16 protein-coding genes are annotated in these 22078 nt (G+C 72.5%); 11 read left to right on the top strand and 5 right to left on the bottom strand.

The features are described from left to right. Window positions 1-115: 115 nt before the first annotated feature. Together LCD31_RS08265 and leuS are read right to left on the bottom strand one after the other, a co-directional pair. Window positions 116-2077, bottom strand: coding sequence for an acyl-CoA dehydrogenase (locus tag LCD31_RS08265; RefSeq protein ID WP_224957053.1), 1962 nt, complete (start codon window positions 2075-2077; stop codon window positions 116-118). 212 nt (window positions 2078-2289) lie between these two features. Then, window positions 2290-5205, bottom strand: a complete 2916-nt coding sequence (leuS, locus tag LCD31_RS08260; protein ID WP_224957051.1) for a leucine--tRNA ligase — start codon at window positions 5203-5205, stop codon at window positions 2290-2292. A 230-nt stretch (window positions 5206-5435) separates the two neighbouring features. Here leuS and LCD31_RS08255 point away from each other — a divergent pair, with 230 nt between their 5' ends. Continuing rightward, a complete protein-coding gene (locus tag LCD31_RS08255) occupies window positions 5436-5828 on the top strand; it encodes an SdpI family protein (RefSeq protein WP_224957049.1) in 393 nt (130 codons plus the stop codon). A gap of 60 nt (window positions 5829-5888) precedes the next feature. Here the strand turns inward: LCD31_RS08255 and LCD31_RS08250 are convergent, their stop codons facing one another. Beyond that, complete coding sequence (locus tag LCD31_RS08250) at window positions 5889-6461, bottom strand: YqgE/AlgH family protein (RefSeq protein WP_224957047.1); 573 nt, start codon at window positions 6459-6461, stop codon at window positions 5889-5891. A 286-nt stretch (window positions 6462-6747) separates the two neighbouring features. Beyond that, entirely contained in the window at window positions 6748-8232 is a 1485-nt protein-coding gene (locus LCD31_RS08245; protein ID WP_224957055.1) for a CCA tRNA nucleotidyltransferase, read from the bottom strand. A 126-nt stretch (window positions 8233-8358) separates the two neighbouring features. Here LCD31_RS08245 and LCD31_RS08240 point away from each other — a divergent pair, with 126 nt between their 5' ends. The 9 genes from LCD31_RS08240 (at window position 8359) to LCD31_RS08200 (ending at window position 19645) form a co-directional block, all read left to right on the top strand. Next, a complete protein-coding gene (locus tag LCD31_RS08240) occupies window positions 8359-8916 on the top strand; it encodes an NUDIX hydrolase (RefSeq protein WP_224957045.1) in 558 nt (185 codons plus the stop codon). 17 nt (window positions 8917-8933) lie between these two features. Then, window positions 8934-11168, top strand: coding sequence for a DUF6049 family protein (locus LCD31_RS08235; RefSeq protein ID WP_224978068.1), 2235 nt, complete (start codon window positions 8934-8936; stop codon window positions 11166-11168). 72 nt (window positions 11169-11240) lie between these two features. Continuing rightward, entirely contained in the window at window positions 11241-13157 is a 1917-nt protein-coding gene (gene murJ, locus LCD31_RS08230; protein WP_224957043.1) for a murein biosynthesis integral membrane protein MurJ, read from the top strand. A gap of 406 nt (window positions 13158-13563) precedes the next feature. Continuing rightward, entirely contained in the window at window positions 13564-15141 is a 1578-nt protein-coding gene (locus tag LCD31_RS08225) for a protein kinase family protein (protein WP_224957042.1), read from the top strand. 113 nt (window positions 15142-15254) lie between these two features. After that, window positions 15255-15863: an RNA polymerase sigma factor SigM gene (gene sigM, locus LCD31_RS08220; RefSeq protein ID WP_224957041.1), complete on the top strand. Its 609-nt coding sequence runs from the start codon at window positions 15255-15257 to the stop codon at window positions 15861-15863. Then, window positions 15860-16720, top strand: a complete 861-nt coding sequence (locus LCD31_RS08215; RefSeq protein ID WP_224957040.1) for a hypothetical protein — start codon at window positions 15860-15862, stop codon at window positions 16718-16720. Before sigM ends, LCD31_RS08215 begins: the two co-directional genes overlap by 4 nt. A 118-nt stretch (window positions 16721-16838) precedes the next feature. Further along, window positions 16839-17846 (top strand): thioredoxin-disulfide reductase, encoded by a 1008-nt coding sequence (gene trxB, locus LCD31_RS08210; RefSeq protein ID WP_224957039.1) that lies wholly within the window; start codon window positions 16839-16841, stop codon window positions 17844-17846. 41 nt (window positions 17847-17887) lie between these two features. Further along, complete coding sequence (trxA, locus tag LCD31_RS08205) at window positions 17888-18217, top strand: thioredoxin (RefSeq protein WP_224957038.1); 330 nt, start codon at window positions 17888-17890, stop codon at window positions 18215-18217. A gap of 270 nt (window positions 18218-18487) precedes the next feature. Continuing rightward, window positions 18488-19645 carry an N-acetylmuramoyl-L-alanine amidase gene (locus LCD31_RS08200; RefSeq protein ID WP_224957037.1) on the top strand — a complete coding sequence of 386 codons (1158 nt, stop codon included), beginning with the start codon at window positions 18488-18490 and terminating at the stop codon, window positions 19643-19645. A gap of 46 nt (window positions 19646-19691) precedes the next feature. Here LCD31_RS08200 and LCD31_RS08195 read toward each other — a convergent pair whose 3' ends face one another. Then, the gene (locus LCD31_RS08195) at window positions 19692-20312 is read right to left on the bottom strand and encodes a GNAT family N-acetyltransferase (protein ID WP_224957036.1); all 621 of its coding nucleotides are present in this window, start codon (window positions 20310-20312) and stop codon (window positions 19692-19694) included. 268 nt (window positions 20313-20580) lie between these two features. On the opposite strand from LCD31_RS08195, the gene LCD31_RS08190 reads away from it, so the two are divergent. Beyond that, a complete protein-coding gene (locus LCD31_RS08190; protein ID WP_224957035.1) occupies window positions 20581-21945 on the top strand; it encodes a PLP-dependent aminotransferase family protein in 1365 nt (454 codons plus the stop codon). Window positions 21946-22078: the final 133 nt, after the last annotated feature.

Genomic DNA, 22078 nt, shown 5'->3' with positions numbered 1-22078 from the left:
CCCCAACCCCCCCCCCCCCCGCCCCCCGCCCCCCCCCCCCACCCCGCCCCCCCCCCCCCCCCCCCCCCCCCCGCCGGGCCCGGGGGCGCCCCCCCCCCCCCCCCGGTTCCGGAGATCAGCCGAGGGTGCGGTCGTGCGCGCGCTGCGCGTCCTGCCGCGCGTGCTCCGCGCCCGTCGCGATCGGCGCCGTCAGCCACTGGCGGGGCAGGCCGAACGCCTCCACCAGCTCGACGGCGTGCGGCCGCAGGCCCTGGCAGAGCCCGTTCACCGCCTCGGTCACCGCCTTCGCGCGCCGCGGCGTGATCCGCTCGTGCTCCAGGAACCAGCCGCGGTCCTCCTCGATCGTGCTGAGCACGTACAGGTCGCACACCCGCTCCAGCAGCTGCGCCGTCGCCGGGTCGGGGCACCGCTCGACACCGGCGACGAACGCCTCCAGCACGACCCGGTCGATGTGCACCCGCGCCGCCCGCAGCACGTGGTCCTGGGCGTTGTTGAACACCGCGAACGGGTCGGCGTCCTTGCCCGCGGCGCGGCGCAGCCTGCGGGCGAGCCCGTCGAGCACGTGCCGCTCGCGCTCGTCGAACAGCTTCAGCTGCCAGCCGCGGTCGAACACCGCGTCCTCGTCGTCCCGCGCCGCGTCGATCAGGCGCTGCACCAGCGACTTCGCCGCGGTGCGCTCGATGACGGTGCCGACGAACTGGTCGGCGACGAAGCGGGCCATGCCGACGGTGCCGAGCTCGTCGAACTGGTCCTTGTAATCGGTGAGCAGCCCCTTCGCGACCAGCTGCAGCAGCACCGTGTTGTCGCCCTCGAAGGTGGTGAACACGTCGGTGTCCGCCTTGAGCTGCGGCAGCTGGTTCTCCGCCAGGTAGCCGGCGCCGCCGCAGGCCTCGCGCGCGGTCTGGATGGCGTGCGTGGCGTGCCAGGTGGTCACCGCCTTGAGCCCGGCCGCGCGGGACTCTAGCTCGCGCTGCGCCCGCTCGTCGCCGGAGACCGAGACGTCGTGCAGCGTCTGCACCAGCTGCTCCTGCGCGAAGTGCAGCGCGTAGGACTTCGCCAGCGCCGGCAGCAGCTTGCGCTGGTGGGCGAGGTAGTCGAGCACCACGGTCTCCTCCGAGGTGCCCGGGCGGTCGAACTGCCTGCGCGCGGTCGCGTAGCGCAGCGCGATCTCCAGCGCGAGCTTCGCGGTGCTGCCCGCCGTCCCCGCCACCGAGATCCGGCCGCGGATGAGCGTGCCGAGCATGGTGAAGAACCGCTTGCCGGTGCTCTCGATCGGGCTGCTGTAGGTGCCGTCGGCGGCCACGTCGCCGTAGCGGTTGAGCAGCGATTCGCGCGGCACCCGCACCTGGTCGAAGGTGATCCGGCCGTTGTCGACCCCGTTGAGCCCGGCCTTGCGACCGCAGTCGGACAGGTGCACGCCGGGCATCGGCGCGCCCTGCTCGTCGCGGAGCGGCACCAGCAGCGCGTGCACGCCGTGCCGCTCGCCGCCGGTGATGAGCTGGGCGAACACCACCGCCATCCGCCCGTCGCGGGCGGCGTTGCCGATGTACTCCTTGCGCGCCGATTCGTGCGGGGTGTGCACGACGAACTCTTCGGTCGCCGGGTCGTAGGTGGCGGTGGTGCGCAGGTGCTGCACGTCCGATCCGTGACCGGTCTCGGTCATCGCGAAGCAGCCGGGCAGGTCCAGGTTCATGATCGAGGGCAGGTAGCGCTCGTGGTGGCGCTCGGTGCCGAGCGCCTGCACCGCGCCGCCGAACAGGCCCCACTGCACACCGGACTTGACCATCAGCGACAGGTTCCCGGCGAGCATCTCCAGCGAGACGACGGAGCCGCCGACGTCGCCCCGGCCGCCTTGCGCGACGGGGAAGCCGATCTCGGGGATGCCGCTCTTGACCAGCAGGTGCAGCTGTTCGAGGGTCTGCGCGCGGTGGGCCTCGGTGTCGAGGTGGTCGCCGGGCGGGAGTTCGGTGCCCTCCAGGGCTTCGCGCACCTTGGCGCGGACTCCAGCCCAGCGCCCGTCGAGCAGCGTCGCCAGTTCGGTCGCGTCGAACCGGGCGGGGGTCTTCGGGATGTCCATGCCAGCCTCCACAGGTCTGGTGCCGTCGGCGCCGAGCTTAGTTACTCGCCAGTAACTCGACCATGTGACCTCGCTCGCCACCGCGCCCGTGATGCGGGCCGCGATCGATCCTGCCGACCCGCGGCCACCGCCCACCGCCCCGACACGCGGACGAGCGCGAAACGGCCCGCCACCCGGGAGCCGGGGGAGCGGGCCGCTCGTGCGGAACGGGGTCAGGCCACGACGTTGACCAGCCGGCCCGGCACCACGATCACCTTGCGCGGCTCCTCGCCGTCCAGCGCCGCGACCACCTTCTCGTCGGCCATCGCCGCCGCGCGCACCTCGTCCTGGCCCGCGGACGCGGGCACCACGACGCGGGAGCGGACCTTGCCGTTGATCTGGATCGGGTACTCGGCGGTGTCCTCCACCAGGTAGCGGTCGTCGGCCGCCGGGAACGGGCCGCGCGCCAGGCTCTCGGCGTGGCCCAGCCGCTGCCACAGCTCCTCCGCCAGGTGCGGCGTCAGCGGCGCGACCATCAGCACCAGCGGCTCCACCACCGCGCGCGGCGTGCCCGCCGCGCCCGAGTACGCCTTGGTGACCCGGTTGTTCAGCTCGATCAGCTTCGCCACCGCCGTGTTGAACCGCAGCGCGTCGAAGTCCTCCCGCACGCCGTCGATCGTCTTGTTCAGGGCGCGCAGCACCTCGTCGTCCGGCTGCTCCTCGGTGACGCGCAGCTCGCCGGTGGTCTCGTCGACGACGTTGCGCCACAGGCGCTGCAGGAACCGGTGCGAGCCGACGACGTCCTTCGTCGCCCACGGCCGCGAGGTGTCCAGCGGGCCCATCGCCATCTCGTACAGCCGCAGCGTGTCGGCGCCGTAGGCGTCGGCCATCTCGTCTGGGGAGACGGAGTTCTTCAGGCTCTTGCCCATCTTCCCGTACTCGCGGCGCACCTCCTCGCCGTCGAAGAAGAACTTCCCGTCCCGCTCCTCGACCTGCTCGGCGGGCACGTACACGCCGCGCGCGTCGGTGTAGGCGAACGCCTGGATGTAGCCCTGGTTGTACAGCCGCCGGTACGGCTCCTCCGAGCTCAGGAAGCCCAGGTCGAACAGCACCTTGTGCCAGAACCGGGAGTACAGCAGGTGCAGCACCGCGTGCTCCACGCCGCCGACGTACAGGTCCAGCCCGCCCGGGTCGGTCGCGCCGTGGCTCGCCGGGCGCGGGCCCATCCAGTACCGCTCGTTGGCGGGGTCGACGAACTCGGAGTCGTTCACCGGGTCGATGTAGCGCAGCTGGTACCAGCAGGAACCGGCCCACTGCGGCATCACGTTGGTGTCGCGGCGGTAGTGCTTGAGGCCGTCGCCCAGGTCCAGCTCCACCTCGGCCCACTCGGTGGCCTTCGCCAGCGGCGGTTCGGGGCTGCTGTCCGCGTCCTCCGGGTCGAAGGTGCGCGGCGAGTAGTCCGCGACCTCCGGCAGCACCACCGGCAGCGAGCTCTCCGGCACGCCCAGCGGCTCGCCGTCCTCGCCGTAGACGATGGGGAACGGCTCGCCCCAGTAGCGCTGCCGGGCGAACAGCCAGTCCCGCAGCTTGTACTGCACGGTGCCGGTGCCGTGGCCGCGCTCGGCCAGCCAGTCGACGACGGTGCGCTTGGCCTCGTCCAGGTCCAGCCCGTTCAGGTCCAGCCCGGCCGCGGGGTTCGCGGAGTTGATCCGCGGCCCGTCACCGGTGAAGGCGCCGTCGACGTGGTCCTCGGTGGGCTGCACGGTGCGCACCACCGGCAGCTCGAAGGCCTGCGCGAAGTCCCAGTCGCGGGTGTCCTCGCCGGGCACCGCCATGATCGCGCCGGTGCCGTAGCCCATCAGCACGTAGTCCGCGACGAACACCGGGATCCGGCTGCCGTTGACCGGGTTGGTGGCCCACGCGCCGGTGAACACGCCGGTCTTGTCCTTGTTCTCCTGGCGGTCCAGGTCGGACTTCATCGACGCGGTGCGGCGGTAGTCGGCGACGGCCTGCGCCGGAGTGGGGGCGCCGCCGGTCCAGCCGTCGCGGGTGCCCTCCGGCCACTCGGCCGCGGTCAGCTCGTCGACCAGCGGGTGCTCCGGGGCCAGCACCAGGTAGGTGACGCCGAACAGGGTGTCCGGGCGGGTGGTGAAGACCTCGACCCGCTCGGCGGAGCCGTCCAGCGCGAAGGTGACGTTGGCACCCTGCGAGCGGCCGATCCAGTTCCGCTGCATGCTCTTGACCTTGTCCGGCCAGTCCAGCCGGTCCAGGTCGTCCACCAGCCGGTCGGCGTAGGCGGTGATCCGCATCATCCACTGCTTGAGGTTGCGGCGGAACACCGGGAAGTTGCCGCGCTCGGTCAGGCCGTCGGCCGTGACCTCCTCGTTCGCCACCACGGTGCCCAGGCCGGGCGCCCAGTTCACCGGCGCCTCGGACAGGTACGCCAGCCGGTAGGAGTCGATCAGCTCGCGCTGCTCGGCGCGGTCCAGCTCGGCCCAGGGACGCCCGTCCGGGGTGCTGCGCACGCCGTCGGCGAACTCCTGCTCCAGCTCGGAGATCCGCCGTGCCCGGCCCTTGCCGCCGTCCGCGTCCGGGTCGTACCAGGCGTGGAACACCTGCAGGAAGATCCACTGGGTCCACTTGTAGAACTCGATGTCGGTGGTGGCGATGCGACGGCGCTCGTCGTGGCCCAGGCCCAGCCGGCGGATCTGGCGCAGGTAGCGCTCGATGTTCTGCTCGGTCGTGGTGCGCGGGTGCGTGCCGGTCTGCACCGCGTACTGCTCGGCGGGCAGGCCGAACGCGTCGAAGCCCATCGTGTGCAGCACGTTGCGGCCCAGCATCCGGTGGAAGCGGGCGTAGACGTCGGTGCCGATGAAGCCCAGCGGGTGCCCGACGTGCAGCCCCGAACCGGAGGGGTACGGGAACATGTCCTGGATGAACAGCTTGTTCGCCGCGTCCAGCTCGGAACCGGTGCTCAGCGGCCCGGACGGGTTCGGCGCGTGGAAGGTGCCGAGCTCCTCCCAGCGCTGCTGCCAGCGCTGCTCGACCTGCGCCGCCGTCTCCGCGGTGTAGCGGAACCGGGGCGTCTCCTCACCCCCGCCCGACGTTCCCGTCGGCTCGCTCGTCGCACCTGCTGCCTGGCCGCTCATCAACCGCGTTTCCTTCCCTGCTCACCGCGCGGATCGCACACCCCCAGTGTGCCGCCCACCCCCAACCGCTTTTCCGCAGGCCCGTCCGGAGGCCGCGCGGCGGGTCGCCGGTGGCCGGACGATCCCGGGCGGCACCGCTGATCGGAACCCCTGCTCGCCGTGTGATCCAGCGAACGCCACCGGGTAGCGCGCGGATGCCGGGACGGGGCCGGTCGTACCCTGTCCAGGTGATGGCTGTGCAGATGGTCTTGTGCGCGCTGCTCGTCGTACTCGGCGCGGCGCTGGTGTTCATCGGGTGGCGCGGACTGCGGAGCCAGCTGCCGCCGAACCGCTACGTGGGTGTGCGCACGCCGGCGACGCTGCGCAGCGAAGAGGCGTTCGAGCTCGGCAACCGGGTCGCGGCGCCCGCGATGCTCGCCGGTGGCGCCGTGGCGATCCTCGCCGGCGTGTCCGAGCCGCTGCTGAGCACGACGACCAGCGCGGTCGTCGTCGCGGTGCTCGGCATCGCCGGTGCGTTCGCGCTGATGGTCGTCGGCGGTGTCCTGGGCAACCGGGCCGCCGAGGCGATCCCGGCACCGGTCGCCGCCGGTTGCGGCGGCTGCCCCGGCGGCTGCTGCGGCTGACCCCACCTCGACGTCGGAACGCCCGCGGAGATCGATCCGCGGGCGTTCTCGCGTTCCGGGCTAGTTGACCTTCACGTCACCGGGGTGGGTGGCGAGGAAGGCCAGCGGGGTGCCCTGGCGGCGCAGCACCCGCCCCCACAGGTCCGCGCCGGGCGCGACGATCACGTCGTCCGGCAGCGCGGGCACCACGATCCAGTCGCCGCGTTCGATCTCCCCGGCGAGCTGCTTGGCGTCCCACCCGGCGTAGCCCGCGAAGAAGCGCAGGCCGCGGGCGCGCGGCACCAGGTCCTCCGGGTCGCCGTCGAGGTCGACGAGCCCGACCGGCCCGCGCACCCCGACCATGCCGCTGATCCGGCCGACGTCCTCCCCGGCGCGCAGCGCGGCGAGGCAGATCGCGGTGCGCTGCTCGACGGGGCCGCCGACGTACAGCGAGGGCGGTTCGCTGGCGTGCGGGGCCCACTGCGGCAGCACGTCGCTGACGGCGACCTCGCTGGGCCGGTTGAGGATGACGCCGAGGGTGCCTTCGTTCCGGTGGTGGATGATGTAGACCACCGTCCGGCGGAAGTTCACGTCGAGCAGCTGCGGAGCAGCCACCAGCAGCGTCCCCGGCTCCACCTCCGCGTCTGGTTCCACCCCCGCATGATCGCAGAGCGGAAAGCCGCCTGGCGTGACCGTGCCGCGAACGCGGGCGGTTTCCGGCGCTCACGACCGCTCGATCGACCCGCTCGACTGCGAACAGTGAATCTTGCGTGCTCAGCGATTCACCTGAGTATTAATAGATCGAGCTGACCAGGGAGAACGCGAATCGGGAACGCTCGTCTCGACGCGTGGCGCCTGAGCCCGGCCGGGAGGTGCGATCGGCGGAGTCGCGAAGCCCACTCGCCGCCAACCTTCCGCACCCGCCGCGCAGCCCGGCGGATCAGGCCTCGCCGGGGACCTCGATGCCCTGTTCGGCGGCCCAGCGGTGCAGCTCGGCGACGGCGTCCTCGTGCTCCATCGGGCCGCGGTCCAGCCGGGCGTCCTTCAGGTGCTTCCACGCCCGGCCCACCAGCGGCCCCGGCGGCAGCCCCAGCAGCCGCATGATCTCGTTGCCGTCCAGGTCCGGGCGGACCCGCGCCAGGTCCTCCTCGGCGGCGATCCGCTCGATCCGCTCCTCGAGATCGTCGTAGGAGCGCTGCAGCGCGTTCGCCTTCCGCTTGTTCCGCGTCGTGCAGTCGGCCCGCACCAGCTTGTGCAGCCGGGGCAGCAGCGGGCCCGCGTCCGTCACGTACCGGCGCACCGCCGAATCGGTCCACTGCCCGTCGCCGTAGCCGTGGAAGCGCAGGTGCAGGTACACCAGCTCGCAGACCTGGCCGACGATCTCCTTCGAGTAGCGCAGCGCCCGCAGCCGCTTGCGGGCCATCTTCGCGCCGACCACCTCGTGGTGGTGGAAGCTGACCCCGCCGCCCGGCTCGAACCGCCGGGTGCCCGGCTTGCCGATGTCGTGCAGCAGCGCCGCCAGCCGCAGCACCAGGTCGGGTTCGCCGTCCGGGTCGGCCGCCCGCTCCAGGTCGATGGCCTGCTCCAGCACCACCAGCGAGTGCTCGTAGACGTCCTTGTGCTGGTGGTGCTCGTCGATCTCCAGCCGCATCGCCGACACCTCGGGCAGCACGTGCTCGGCCAGGCCGGTCTCCACCAGCAGTTCCACGCCCTTGCGGGGGTACCGGCCGCACAGCAGCTTCGACAGCTCCGCCTGGATCCGCTCCGGGGTGATGCGGGCGAGCTCGTCGGCCATCTCGCGCATCGCCGCCAGCACCCGCTCGGCCGGTTCGAACCCGAGCTGGGCGGCGAACCGGGCGGCGCGCAGCATCCGCAGCGGGTCGTCGGCGAACGACTCCTGCGGGGTCGCGGGGGTGTCCAGCCTGCCGCCTGCCAGGTCCGCGAGGCCGTCGTGCAGGTCCACGAGTTCGCGGGCGCCCAGCTCGACGGCCATCGCGTTCACCGTGAAGTCGCGGCGCAGCAGGTCGCCCTCGATGGTGTCGCCGAACGCCACCTCCGGGTTGCGGGTGACGCCGTCGTAGCTGTCGGCGCGGAACGTGGTGATCTCCACCGTGGTGCCGCGCTTGTAGGCGCCGAGGGTGCCGAACTCGATCCCGGTGTCCCAGACGGTCTCCGCCCAGCCGTCCAGCAGCTCCCGCACCCGCTCCGGGCGGGCCGCGGTGGTGAAGTCCAGGTCGGTGCCGAGCCTGCCCAGCAGCGCGTCCCGGACGCTGCCGCCCACCAGGTACAGCCGATGGCCCGCGGCGGCGAACCGCTCGGCGAGCTCCGCGACGACCGGGGCGGCCTCGACCAGCTCGGCGACCGCGCTGCGCTGGGCCTCCGTCGGCTGCGCGCTGGGCTGGGCCTCGCGGGCGCGGGCGCGCAGGTCGGTCTCGTCCGGGGCGTCACGGGTCGAAGGGGCCACGGGGAGAGGATATCGGCTGCTCAGCGAAGGATCTCCGGGGCCGCTTCGACCACCGGTGCGGTCGCTGATCGCATTACCATCGGCCGCATGCCTCCGTCGCCCGGCCGCTCCGGCGGCGCACAGCCGGGGCGCCGGAACCGCCGCCGGCGCCGGCGGCTGCGGACCGTGGACGAAACCTCCGCCGGGGGGCTGGTGGTCGCCGAGCCGGAACGGCTCGCTGCGATCATCGGGAGGTCCGACCGCAGGGGGCGACTGCTGTGGTCGTTGCCGAAGGGCCACATCGAGCCTGGTGAGACGCCGGAGCAGACCGCGGTGCGCGAGGTCGCGGAAGAGACGGGGATCATCGGACGGGTGACGGTGGCGATCGGCACGATCGACTACTGGTTCGTCGCCGGCGACCGGCGCGTGCACAAGACGGTGCACCACTTCCTGCTGGACGCGGTCGGCGGAGAACTTTCGGACGAGGACGTGGAGGTCACCGAGGTGGCTTGGGTGCCGCTAGGTGAACTGGACGAGGTGCTGGCCTACGCCGACGAACGGCGTCTGGTGCGGCACGCGCTCGCGCTGCTCGGCGATCCCCAGCCGGGCGCGGACGAGCAGGGGAGCGGCAAGACTCCCCGGAACACGGGAACGGAGCCGGGGTGAGGTGTCTGCTAGCCGCAGTGGTCGCGGTCCTGCTGATCAGCGGGATTCCGATCACCTCGGCCCGCACGGCGAGCGCGCAGGGGTCCGACGCGACCCAGCTCGAAGTGACCAAAGTCACGCCGTCGGTGGTCTCGGGCTCGACCGGTGAGGTGAGCATCAGCGGCCGGATCACCAACCGGTCCGGCAGCACCATCAACGGCATCGAGGCCCGCGTGCAGCGCGGCTACCCGACCCAGTCGGACCCCGCCGTGCAGGACGCGCTGCGCGGCAACGCCGCCACGGTCGACGAGACGAGCTTCCGGCCGCTGATCGACACCCTCGCCCCGGGCCAGCAGGCCCCGTTCGAGCTGAAGGTGCCGCTCACCGGGCCCGACTCGCTGGAGATCGCCGAATCCGGCTCGTTCCCGCTGCTGGTCAACGTCAACGGCCAGCCCGACGACGGCGGGCGCGCGCGGATCGGCGAGTCCCGCTTCCTGCTGCCGGTGCTGGCCCCGCCCGGTGCCCCGCCCGCGAAGCCGGCGGAACCCGCGGCGATCGCCGTGCTGCTGCCGATCGTCGACTACCCGCGGATGCAGCAGGAGGGCACGCCGGACCAGCGGGCCGTGCTCGCCGACGACGCGCTCGCCGCCTCGCTCACCCCCGGCGGCAGGCTCTACGACCTGGTGCAGTCCGTGGTGGACGGCGCGGGCGCCGGATCGCCGCTGGGCAACGGGTTGTGCGTCGCCGTCGACCCCGACCTGCTGGCCACCGTCCAGGCCATGAGCCGCGGCTACCTGGTGCGGCGGCCCGACGGCGGGACGCAGGAGGGCACCGGGGCGGCTTCGGCGCAGCTGTGGCTGAACAAGCTGCGCGAGGCGACCGCCGGGCGGTGCGTGCTGGCGCTGCCCTACGCCGACTCGGACCTGCTCGCCCTGGAGCACGCCGGTCTGCCCGACCTGATCAAGGGCTCGTTGGACGGCGCGAGCCTGGTGAAGCAGGTGCTGGCCACCGAACCGCGCCGCAGCGTGCTCTGGCCCATCGAAGGAGCGCTGGACGAGCCGATCTCCCGCAGGCTCACCGGCCTCGGCATCGACACGGTGCTCGTCGACCCGGCCTCGACGTCCACCGGCTCGCCGGCCCCGTCCCGGCTGTTCGAGGACGGGCCGACGGCCCTGCCGATCGATCCGCTGCTGTCCGGGGCGCTGGACCCCAACCACGGCGGCCCGCGCGAGACGACGGCGATGTCCCCGGAGGACGGCGGCGCGGCCAGCGTGCAGAACGCGCTCGGGGCGCTCACCTACCGCGCCACGCTGGGCGCCCAGGACGGCGCGACCTCGGTGCTGGCGCCGCCGCGGCGCTGGAACCTCAGCGGGGAGGACCTGCGTTCGCTGCTGGACGGCCTGCGCGGCCTCGCCGAAGCCGGGTACGTGCGCCCCGCGGGGCTGCCCGAGCGCGGCGGCGAGGCGGAGCAGAGCGACGCGGCGCTGCCGGTGGCGCGACCGGAGTACCCGGCGGAGAACGCCGCCGAGGAGATCCCGCAGCCGGTGCTCGACCAGCTCGCCGAGCAGAACTACAAGGTCGGCGACCTGTACCGCTCCAGCGAGAAGGACCCGGCGACCGACCTGGACCGGGCGGCGCTCACCACGCCGCTGCGCAACGGGCTGCTGCGCGGCGCCTCCAGCGCCTGGCGCAACGACCCGGCCGCGGCCCGGCACTGGGTGCGGGTCGCCACCGACACCCTCGACGGGGTGCTCTCACAGGTCAGGCTCGACGAGTTCGCCGGGAAGATCACGCTCACCGCGTCGAACGCGCCGATCCCGATGACCGTCACCAACGACCTGCCGGTGACCGTGTCGGTGCGGCTGCGCATCCCCGCGACGGCCGGGCTGGAGACCCGCGACCTCGGCGTCATCCGGGTACCCGCGCAGGGGCGCAGGCACTTCCGGTTGGAGACCGAGGTGCACCGGGCGGGCCAGTTCACCGTCGACGTGGCGGTCACCACCGAGGCCGGGACGAAGCTGGGCACGGCGAAGCGGATCCAGCTGCAGTCCTACACCTACGACCCGTTCACCGTCGGCCTCACCGCGATCGCCAGCGCGCTGCTGGTGATCCTGTCCGGGCGGCGCATCCTGCGCCGGTTGCGGGCGCGCCGGGCCCGCTTGGCCGCGGCAGGCGCGGGGCAGGGCCCCGCCTCGGAAGGTGGGGAGGCGTCCGTCGCCGAGTCCACCGCGGTCTCCGGCAGCACCACCGAAAGTGACCGCAGCCCGAGCTGACATCCTGGTCCGGCCACCCGCGGGAGTGACACCCCGCGAGCCGGCACAGGCGGTGAGTGAAGGGCACAGGCAGTGAACCGAGACAGCGACGCGGAAGCACGGCGGCACCCGGCGGGTCCGGGCGGTCCCGGCGGCCCGGCGGCTCCCGCCGACGATCGGACGCAGCACATCCCGCGTGTCGAGCCCGGTGGCCCGCCGCAGGCGCCCCGGCCGCAGCAGCCGGTGCCCGCAGCGGCCCGGCCGGTGCCCGCCGAACGCGGTGCCGCCGCGCGATCCGGCTGGCACGCCGCCGAGACGCAGCCCATCCCGGCGGTGCTGCCCGAACCGGGTCTCGACCAGGCCGCCGAGCAGACCCAGGAGCAGACCCAGGTGCTGCGCCCCACCGGCGGCGGCGGTGGCGGCGGCAAGTCGCTGCTGCGCGCCAGCGGCTCGATGGCGATCGCCACCCTCATCAGCAGGATCACCGGTTTCGGCTGGAAGATCCTGCTCGCGCTGATCATCGGCTTCGGCGTCGAGAACGACTCCTTCACCGTGGCGAACAACCTGCCGAACAGCGTGTTCGAGCTGCTGATCGGCGGGGTGCTGACCAGCGTGATCGTGCCCGTCCTGGTGCGCGCGCAGAAGTCGGACTCCGACGGCGGCGAGTCCTACATCCAGCGGCTGCTGACGCTGTCGGTCGTGATGCTGGTGATCGGCACCGCGCTCGCCGTCGTCGCGGCACCGGGGCTGGTGTGGCTGTACGTCCGCGACGGGGGCAACGCCAGTCCGGAGCTGGCCACCGCGTTCGCCTACCTGCTGCTGCCGCAGATCCTGTTCTACGGGATCAGCGCGTTGATGAGCGCGATCCTGCAGGCCAAGCAGATCTTCAGCCCACCGGCCTGGGCTCCCGTCGTCAACAACATCGTCGTGATCGCCACCATCTGCGTCTACTGGACGCTGCCCGGCGAACTCACCGTCAACCCGATCCGGATGACCGACGCGCACCTGCTGACGCTGGGGATCGGGGTCACCCTCGGCGTCGTCGCGCAGGCGTTCATCCAGGTCCCGGCGCTGCGCCGCACCGGATTCCGGTTCCGCTGGCGGTGGGGCTGGGACCCGCGGCTCAACGAGTTCGGCGGCCTCGCGCTGTGGATGCTGGCCTACGTCGGCGTCAGCCAGATCGGCCTGATGGTGATGAGCGGCGTCGGCACCCGGGCCGTCGTGTGGTCGATGTACAACTACGTGTGGATGCTGCTGCAGCTCCCGTACGGCGTCATCGGGTTCTCCGTGATGACCGCGATCCTGCCGCGGATGAGCGGGGCCGCCGCCGACCACGACTACCCGAAGGTCGTCGCCGACCTGTCCCTGGGCAACCGGTTGTCCACGGTCACGCTGCTCCCGATCAGCGGCGTCATGAGCGCCATCGGGCTCCCGCTGGCGTTGGCCCTGTTCTCGGTCGGCAAGAGCAGCGGCGATGCCGGGCAGATCGGTATCGCGCTGGCCGTCTCGGCGTTCGGCGTGCTGCCCTACGCGATCACGATGATGCAGATGCGCGTCTTCTACGCGCTCAAGGACGCCCGGACGCCGACGCTGATCATGGTCGTGATGACCGTGGTCAAGGTCGGGCTGGCGCTGCTGTGCGGCCTGGTCGAAGACCCCGAGATGGTCCTGTACGCCCTGGTGTTCATCAACTCGTTCAGCTTCGTGGTCGGCTGGGTGGTCGGCGAGGTCTGGCTGCGCCACCGGCTCGGGCGGCTCGAAGGGCGCGTCTTCCTGATCACGCTCGGCAAGACGCTGCTGGCTTCGGTCCTCGGCGGCCTCGTGACCTGGGGCGTCGTGCTCGGCGTGGACGCCGTGGTCCCCGGCGAAGCGGGGTCGGGAACGGGCTGGTTGCAGCTGCTCGCGGGCACGGTCGTCGGCTTCGCGGTCATCTTCGGCCTGATGGCGTTGTTCCGGGTGCGGGAACTGGAACCCGCGATCGGGCGGGTCAGGGCCATGCTGCGCCGTTGAGCGACGCCGCACCCCCACCGGCCGGCGGCGGGTGCGGGGGATCGGCCGCGCCGGCGGCGACCGGTCCGCACCGCCGGCGAACGACTCCGCACCTCGTCGCGCGTGCGGCGGTCGCCCGCCGGGCACGAACCGCGCGGTGCGGCGGCACCGCTTCCGCCCCGCCCGCGACCCGGGTGCGGAGGCGACCGCCGACCTGGCTCGACCGGTGCCGACCAGGGCGGGCGCGATGCCCGGTCCGGCGGTGTTGCTCCGGGTGCGGGAACCGCGGCCTGCGATCGGGCGGCTCACCGCTCTGCTGCGTCGTCGTTGACATCGGCGTCACGTACCCTCGGAGCGGAAGTCTTCTCCCGTGGGGAGGGGGTGTTCAGTGCCCCCCGGCTGGAGCGGGAGGAGCGGGAGAGGGAAGGTGAGCAGCAAACCGACCAGGCAAGCGATGCCGGAACGTGACGCGGGCGATTCGACGGCGGACGACGCCGAACAGCTGACCCCCGGGGCGGTACTCGACCACGGCCGATACCGCCTGCTGGAGAAGGTCGGCGCGGATCCCCGGTGCGACGCGCAACTGTGGCGGGCCAAGGACGGTGTGCTCGGACGCGACGTCGCGCTGACCATCCTGACCGGGGACCGCTCCCACTCGGACGCGGCGTCGAGCGCGCGGCGCACGCTGGAACGCGCGATGCACGCCAGCACCTTCAACCACGTCGGCGTCGCGCGGGTGCTCGACGTCGTCACGCCCGCCCCGGGCGATCCGCAGGGGGTGCTCGGCGTCGTCATCGCCGAGTGGACCCACGGGACCGACCTGATCGAACTCATCTCGGGCGGACCGCTCGCGCCGGGAACCGCGGCGCGCGTGCTGCAGCCGCTGGCCGCGGCCGTCGAAGCCGCCCACCACGCCGGGCTCGTGCTCGGCGCCGACCACCCGCAGCGGATCCGGGTGACGCCGGAGGGCGAGGTCCGGATGGCCTTCCCCGGACCGCTCTCCACCGCCAGCTCCAGCGACGACGTGCGCGGCCTCGGCGCCGTGCTGTACCTGCTGCTGACCGGTCGCTGGGCGCTGGACGCGGCCCCGGACGGGCTGCCGACCGCGCCGACCGGTCCGGACGGCACCATCGTCGCGCCGCGCACGCTGCGCCCCACCGTGCCGCTGGAGCTGTCCACGGTCGCGCTGCGCGCCCTCGGCAGCCCCGACACGCACGGCACCACCGGCGGCGTCCGCACCGGGGCCGCGGTGCTCCGCGTGCTGGAGCAGCACGCCACCTTCGAGGAGGACGCCTCCACCTCCACCATGCAGGCCGCCCCGGCCGGTGGCGGCGCGCGGGAGAGCAACGAGGTCTGGAGCACCCAGGACCCGAAGCCGGACGAGGTGAAGCGCAAGAAGCTGGCCATCAGCGTCGGTGCGCTCGCCGTGGCGACGCTGCTCGTCGTCGGCTGGATCGTCGCGAACCTGATCGGCCTGGTCGCGGGCAACCAGGAGGCCGAAGGCCCGTCCGTGACCTTGGAGGACGGCAACCAGCAGCCCGCGCCCGGCCCGGAGCAGTCCGTCCCGGTCAAGGTCACCGGCGGCTCGCCGTTCGTGCTGGAGCAGACGCCGGACAGCCCCGGCAAGCTCGGCAACCTGTTCGACGGCGACCCGGCGACCTCCTGGGCCACCGACTCCTACAACGACCAGTTCGGCAGCGGGTTCAAGTCCGGTACCGGTGCCGTGCTCACCTTCGCGTCGCCGACGACGCTGCGCGAAGTGGTCATCGACTCGCCGAGCGCGGGCACCGTGGTGGAGATCCGCGCGGCCGACGGCACCAGCCCCGACCTGAACTCCAGCCAGGTGCTCGGCAAGCAGACGCTGTCCGCGGGGCAGACCACCATCCCGATCGACGCGGCCCAGCCCACCCAGCACGTGATCGTGTGGCTGACGCAGCTCGCCCCGACCGACGGCAAGTTCCAGAGCCGGATCAACGAGATCACCCTCGCCGGTTCGGCCGCCTGACCAGGCGCGTCGCGCGTCCCGCGCGGGATCACCGCGATCCCGGTCCCGCGCGGGTGCGGACCGCCGCGGCGCGGTGCTCGTGGGCGGGATCACGATCAGTAGAGTGCTGAACCGTGTCTGCCCCCGAGAGAACGGACGCCGAGCTCCTCGCGGCGCACGTCAACGGCGATCGAGACGCGTTCGCCGCGCTCTTCCGCAAGCACCGGGACCGGTTGTGGGCGGTCGCGCTGCGGACGATGCGCGACCACGAGGAAGCCTCCGACGCGCTGCAGGACGCGATGATCTCCGCCTTCCGCAACGCCGGGTCGTTCCGGGCGGAATCGCAGGTCACGACCTGGCTGCACCGGATCGTGGTGAACGCCTGCCTGGACCGGATCCGCCGCCGCCAGGCGCGGCCCACGGTTCCGCTGCCCGAGACCGGACCGGCGGAGCCCGCCGTTTCGCGCGACGCGATCGAAGAGCAGGACACCCGGATGGCCGTGCAGGAAGCGCTGGCCGCCCTCCCCGAGGAGCAGCGCGCACCGATCGTCCTCGTCGACGTCGAGGGCTACTCGGTGACCGACACGGCCGCCGCGCTCGGCATCGCCGAGGGCACCGTGAAGAGCCGCTGCGCCCGTGGGCGGGTGAAGCTGGCGAAACTTCTGGGGCACCTGCGGAACCCGAGTGCGGATGCGAACGTCCCAGATGACGCCAACGCCAAGCGTCGACGGGAGGGACGATGAGCGGCGAACAACGGCGCCCCGACACGCCGCAAGGCCCACCGTGGTCGCTGGATCTGGTGGCGGACCTGCACGCGGGTGCGCTGGACTCGGAGACGGCCGAACGGCTCCTGCCGCGCATCCAGGAGGATCCGGAGGCGAGCGCGCTGCTCGCCGCGCTGGACGCGACGAGCTCGGAGCTCCGGGGCCTCGACGACCTCAAGGAGCCGTCGCCGGAGGTGCCCGCGCCCGCGATGCCCGCGGACGTCGCGGCCCGGCTCGACGACGTGCTGCGCGCCGAACTCGACGCCTGGCCGGGCACGACGCAGCCCGTCGGCTCTTCCCCAGCCGCCGACTCTTCTCCAACCGCCGGCTCCGCACCGGTCGGGGAGGGCGAACCCGCCCCGGTGCTGGACCTCGCCGCCGCCCGCGCCCGCAGGCGCAAGCGGGTCGGCTGGACGACGGGCCTGCTCGCGGCGGCCGCCGCCGTCACCGGGATCGTGGTGCTGGGCACCGCCGTCCCTGGCGGCGACAGCACCCCGCAGGCCGGTCGGCCGGAGAGCGCCCGGCCCGCGGACGGCCCGCCACCGCTGGCGCTGCGCGGCGGCGACACGCTGCCCGCGAACCACCTCGGCGAAGTCCTCTCCGCCGAGCAGTACGGGGAGCTCACCGACCCGGCGCGATTGCTCGGCTGCCTGCAGGCCAACGGCGTCACCAGCGGAAACCCGCTCGGTGCCCGGGAGGTCACGATCGACGGCCGGCCGGCGAGGGCGCTGGTGCTGCAAGGCGGCGGCATCGGGAGGTTCCGGATCCTCATCGTCGGCCAGGACTGCGGGCCGAACCGGCCGGCCACGATCTCCGACAGCACCCTCGGCGGCTGACCGGGTCGCGCTCGTCACGGGGAGCGGTGCCGGGAACAGAGACGCCTAGGATCGCGTTGACCCGGATACGCTCGCGCGTGCTGCGCGGCGGGCGGCACGCGACAACGAAAGGGGCGCGGTGAGCGACGACGTCCGCAACCTCATCATCGTGGGCTCCGGCCCTGCCGGTTACACCGCCGCGGTGTACGCCGCGCGGGCCGAGCTGGAGCCACTGGTCTTCGAGGGCACGCAGTTCGGTGGCGCGCTGATGACGACCACCGAAGTGGAGAACTACCCGGGTTTCCGGGACGGCATCATGGGCCCCGAGCTCATGGAGCAGATGCGGGAACAGGCGAAGCGGTTCGGGGGTGAGCTGCGCGCCGAGGACGTCGAGCACATCGACCTCGCAGGCGAGGTGAAGAGGGTCGTCGCCAACGGCGTCGAGTACCGCGCCAAGGCGATCGTCCTGGCGATGGGTGCCGCCGCGCGCTACCTGGGCATCCCCGGCGAGGAGAAGCTCCTCGGCCGCGGCGTGTCCGCCTGCGCCACCTGCGACGGCTTCTTCTTCCGCGAGCAGCACATCGCCGTGATCGGCGGCGGCGACTCGGCGATGGAGGAGGCCACGTTCCTCACCAAGTTCGCCGACTCGGTGACGATCATCCACCGCCGCGACGAGTTCCGCGCCTCCAAGATCATGCTGGAGCGGGCCAAGGCCAACGAGAAGATCCGCTGGCGCACGAACGCCGCGGTCACCGAGGTGCTCGGCGACACCGCCGTCACCGGCCTGAAGCTGCGCGACACCAGCACCGGCGAGGAATCGCAGCTGGACGTGACCGGGATGTTCGTCGCCATCGGCCACGACCCGCGCAGCGAACTCGTGCGCGACCAGGTCGAGGTCGACGACGAGGGCTACGTCGCCGTGCAGCAGCCGACCACCCGGACCGGCATCCCCGGCGTCTTCGCCGCGGGTGACCTCGTCGACCACACCTACCGGCAGGCCATCACCGCCGCGGGCTCCGGCTGCTCGGCCGCGATGGACGCGGAGCGGTGGCTCGCCGAGAACGAGATGAGCGAGGCCGCGCACGTCGCGCCCGAGCACGAAGGCGGCGGTTACGCGCCGGCCGCCGAGACCGCGGCAGCGCGCTGAGCGCGGAACCGACACCTGAATTCCACCCGAGGGAGATGAACATGGCCGCGAACAACACCGTGACCGTCGACGCCGACTCGTTCAAGACCGACGTGCTGGGCAGCGACAAGCCCGTCCTCGTCGACTTCTGGGCGACTTGGTGCGGCCCGTGCAAGATGGTCGCCCCGGTGCTCGAGGAGATCGCCGGCGAGCACCAGGACAAGATCACCGTCGCGAAGCTGGACATCGACAAGAACCCGTCGATCGCCCGCGACTACCAGGTCATGAGCGTGCCCACCCTGCTGCTGTTCTCCAACGGGGAACCGGTCAAGCAGATCGTCGGCGCCAAGCCGAAGGCCGCGCTGCTGTCCGACCTGGAGGACTACCTGTGACGCGTCGCTGACCCGTCGCACCGACCGGAACCCCGCCCGCCCCGCCACCGCGCGGAGGTGCGCGGGGTTCCGTCGTTCCCGCCGGTACGCGCGAGGTCACGCCGTGCGCAGCGCGCTGCGAGCGGCCCGCAGCGCCGCTGCATTGCAGGCAAGGCACAATGAGCCGGTGGGTTCGCATCCGAACCCTTCCACCCAAAAGTGGACATTCGGGGGAGTACGACCGTCCTACGCGCCGGGATCCGTCCGGCGCCTGAATCGAGCGAGGAGTGCATGCAGCTGCTCCACCGCGGTGACGTCGGTCCGGCCGTTGCCGAGATCAGGAACACCCTTGCTGCGCTGGGTCTCCTACCGGCCCCCCCAAACGGAACCGCGTCCGGTCCCGCGCACTTCGACGCAGCGGTGGAACACGCGGTGCGCGTCTTCCAGCAACGACGCGGACTGATCACCGACGGGGTCGTCGGTCCTGCCACCTACCGCGCGCTGATCGACGCGCGCTGGCGGCTCGGTGACCGATCGCTGGCCTACCTGGTGTCCAAACCGGTCAGCGGGGACGACGTGTTCGCCCTGCAGGAGCGGCTGCTCGAACTCGGCTTCGACGCGGGCAGGCCCGACGGCATCTTCGGCTGGCAGACCGAGCACGCGCTGCGCAGCTTCCAGCGCGACTACGGGCTCAACGCCGACGGCATCTGCGGGCCGGGCACGCTGCGCGCGCTCAAGCAGCTCGCCCCCAAGGTCCGCGGCGGCAGGCCGGTCTACCTGCGGGAACAGGAGAAGGTGCGCCGCGCCGGGCCGCTGCTGCGCGGCAAGCGCATCGTGCTCGACCCCGGGCACGGCGGCACCGACCGCGGCGTCGCCGTCGGCGGTGTCAACGAAGCCGACATCGCCTGGGACCTGGCGCGCAGGCTCGAAGGCCGCATGGTCGCCACCGGGATGGAAGCGCTGATAACCCGCGGGCCGCACTCCTGCCCGCCGGAAGCCGACCGCGCCGGGTTCGCCAACGAGGCGGGCGCCGACCTGTTCCTGTCGCTGCACATGGACGCCAACGCGGCACCGGCCGCGCAGGGCGTCGCCAGCTTCCACTTCGGCACCGGGAACGGCACCACCTCCACGGTGGGGGAGGCGCTGGCCGGTTTCCTGCAGCGCGAGATCGTGGCCCGCACCGGCATGCTCGACTGCCGCATCCACCCGAAGACGTGGGAAGTCCTGCGCCTCACCCGGATGCCCGCGGTGCGCACCGAGATCGGCTACCTGACCAACCCGGAGGACCGGCGGCGGCTGCTCGACCCGGCGTTCCGCGACATCATCGCCGAGGGCTTGCTGGTCGCGGTGAAGCGGCTCTACCTGCTCGGCAAGGACGATCAGCCGACGGGCACCTTCACCTTCGACGACCTGCTTCGGCACGAGCTCACCCGCGCCGAAGGCGCCTGAGCACCGCCCGCAGCGCGGAGCCGGTCGCCGCACCGGACTCGACGGCTCACCCGAGGGCCGGCTCCGCCGTTTTCACCGACACCGTGCTGAGCAGCCGTTCGAGCGCTGCTTCGACGTCTTCCTTCCAGGAGATCGCGGTGCGCAGCTCCAACCGCAGCCGCGGCCACTTCGGGTGCTGCCGGACCGTCTTGAACCCGACCTGCTGCAAGAACCCGGCGGGCACCACGCAGCTGTCGGTCTCCTCGTGCAGGTCCCCGAACGCCTCGATCGCGCGCACGCCGCGCTTCGTCAGGTCCTTCGCCACGTTCTGCAGCAGCACCCGGCCCAGGCCGCCGTGCTCGAAGTCCGGCATCACCCGCAGTGCCGTGAGCAGCACCGCGTCCGCGCTGACCGGCCCGGACGGGAACGCCGCGGCCCGCGGCACCGCGGCAGGCGGGGCGTAGAGGGCGTAACCGGCGGGGACCTCGTCGACGTAGAGCACCCGGCCGCAGGACCCCCAGTCCAGCAGCACGTTGGAGACCCAGGCCTCCTTCTCGAGACCGGTTTCGCCGAACTCCTCGGCCTGCTCCCGGATGTGCGGCGCGAGTTCCCAGAACACGCAGCGACGGCACTTCGGTGGCAAGTGGTCGAGGTTGTCCAGCGTGACGCCTACGACGCGTCGCGACACCCTGACCTCCCCTGCAATCCGCCAGAACCCACGCACGGCAGGTGGGGTGCCGCAAGGATAAGCCGACCCCACCGAGCGCCGGAAGCATCTCGTCCTTCCCAGTGTCCCCCGGAATGGTGAGATGGGTTACCGTCAAGCAGGTTTGTGCGAGGCGCCCGTTACACAAGCCACCGCCGGACGCGATAGCACAGATAGACTCGCGCGACCGTCACCTAGCGGTAACAGGAGACGATCACTACAGCGCACACCCGATCCACCGGAGCGCGGAATGTCCGATCACGGCAGCAACCCGACCGATCAGCAGCAGCCCGGCCCCCAGCAGGAGGCAGCGGTCCAGCAGGCAGGAGCGGCGCGCAACCTCGACGCGCACCGCGACCGCTACGCCCAGCGGACCGCAGGCATGACCGCATCGGAGATCCGGGCACTGTTCGCCGTGGCCAGCCGGCCCGAGGTCGTCTCGCTCGCCGGCGGCATGCCGAACCTCGCCGCGCTACCGCTGGACTCGCTCGCCACCGAGGTCGCCCGGCTCATCGCCGATGACGGCCAAGCCGCGCTGCAGTACGGCTCCGCGCACGGCGTGCCGGAGCTGCGCGAGCAGATCTGCGAGATCATGGCCGCCGAGGGGATCACCGGTCACCCGGACGACGTGATGGTCACCGTCGGTTCCCAGATGGCGCTGGACATGGTGACCAGGCTGTTCTGCGACCCGGGCGACGTGGTCCTCGCCGAAGGACCGTCCTACGTCGGTGCGCTCGGCTCCTTCGCCGCCTACCAGGCCAAGGTCGTGCACGTCGCGATGGACGACGACGGCCTCCAGCCCGAGGCGCTGCGGCACGCGATCGCCGAGGTCACCGCGCGCGGCGAACGCATCAAGTTCCTCTACACCATCCCGAACTTCCACAACCCCGGCGGCGTCACGCTCGCCGTGGAGCGCCGCGCCGAGATCCTCGAGATCTGCCGCAAGCACGACATCCTGGTGCTCGAGGACAACCCGTACGGCCTGCTCGGCTTCGACGGGCAGACCTACCCGGCGCTGCGCAGCCTCGATCCGGAGAACGTGGTCTACCTCGGCTCGTTCTCCAAGACCTTCGCTTCCGGGCTCCGCGTCGGCTGGGTGCTCGCCCCGCACGCGGTGCGGGAGAAGCTGGTGCTCGCCGCCGAATCGGCGACGCTGTGCCCGCCCACGCTGAACCAGATGATCGTGTCCCGCTACCTCACCACGCACGACTGGAAGGGCCAGATCAAGACCTTCCGCGAGCAGTACCGGGAGCGCCGCGACGCGATGCTCGGCGCCCTGGAGCAGCACATGCCGGTCGGCTGCACCTGGACCAAGCCCGACGGCGGGTTCTACGTGTGGCTCACCGCCCCGGAAGGCGTGGACACCAAGGCGATGCTGCCGCGCGCCGTGACCCAGCGGGTCGCGTACGCCTCCGGCACCGGCTTCTACGCGGACTCGTTCGGGGCCCGGCAGATGCGGCTGTCCTACTGCTACCCGACGCCGGAACGCATCCGGGAAGGCGTCCGCAGGCTCGCGAACACGCTGACCGACGAGATGGAGCTGGTGCGGACCTTCGGCACCGTGCCGCAGCGCGCGGTGTCCGGGCCCGAAGCTCCCTCTCCCGACACGGCGTAACCTCGGGTCCTGCCGCACGATTCGATCGGTCCCCCGGGGCCCCCGGGGGGGGGGGGGGGGGGGGGGTGGGGGGGGGGGGGCCGGGGGGGCGGCGGGGGGGGGGCGGGGGGGGGGGGGGCGGGGGGGGGGGCGG

It is taken from the genome of Saccharopolyspora sp. 6M (assembly GCF_020176775.1).
GTDB lineage: Bacteria > Actinomycetota > Actinomycetes > Mycobacteriales > Pseudonocardiaceae > Saccharopolyspora_C > Saccharopolyspora_C gregorii.
Note: the sequence above shows the minus strand (reverse complement) of the source record. Positions and strands in the feature narration are given on the sequence as shown.

Coding starts and splice junctions, on each gene's coding strand:
- LCD31_RS08265 (WP_224957053.1), bottom strand. CDS start 2,077: ATGGACATCCCGAAGACCCCCGCCCGGTTCGACGCGACCGAACTGGCG.
- leuS (WP_224957051.1), bottom strand. CDS start 5,205: ATGAGCGGCCAGGCAGCAGGTGCGACGAGCGAGCCGACGGGAACGTCG.
- LCD31_RS08255 (WP_224957049.1), top strand. CDS start 5,436: ATGGCTGTGCAGATGGTCTTGTGCGCGCTGCTCGTCGTACTCGGCGCG.
- LCD31_RS08240 (WP_224957045.1), top strand. CDS start 8,359: ATGCCTCCGTCGCCCGGCCGCTCCGGCGGCGCACAGCCGGGGCGCCGG.
- LCD31_RS08215 (WP_224957040.1), top strand. CDS start 15,860: ATGAGCGGCGAACAACGGCGCCCCGACACGCCGCAAGGCCCACCGTGG.
- trxA (WP_224957038.1), top strand. CDS start 17,888: ATGGCCGCGAACAACACCGTGACCGTCGACGCCGACTCGTTCAAGACC.
- LCD31_RS08200 (WP_224957037.1), top strand. CDS start 18,488: ATGCAGCTGCTCCACCGCGGTGACGTCGGTCCGGCCGTTGCCGAGATC.
- LCD31_RS08190 (WP_224957035.1), top strand. CDS start 20,581: ATGTCCGATCACGGCAGCAACCCGACCGATCAGCAGCAGCCCGGCCCC.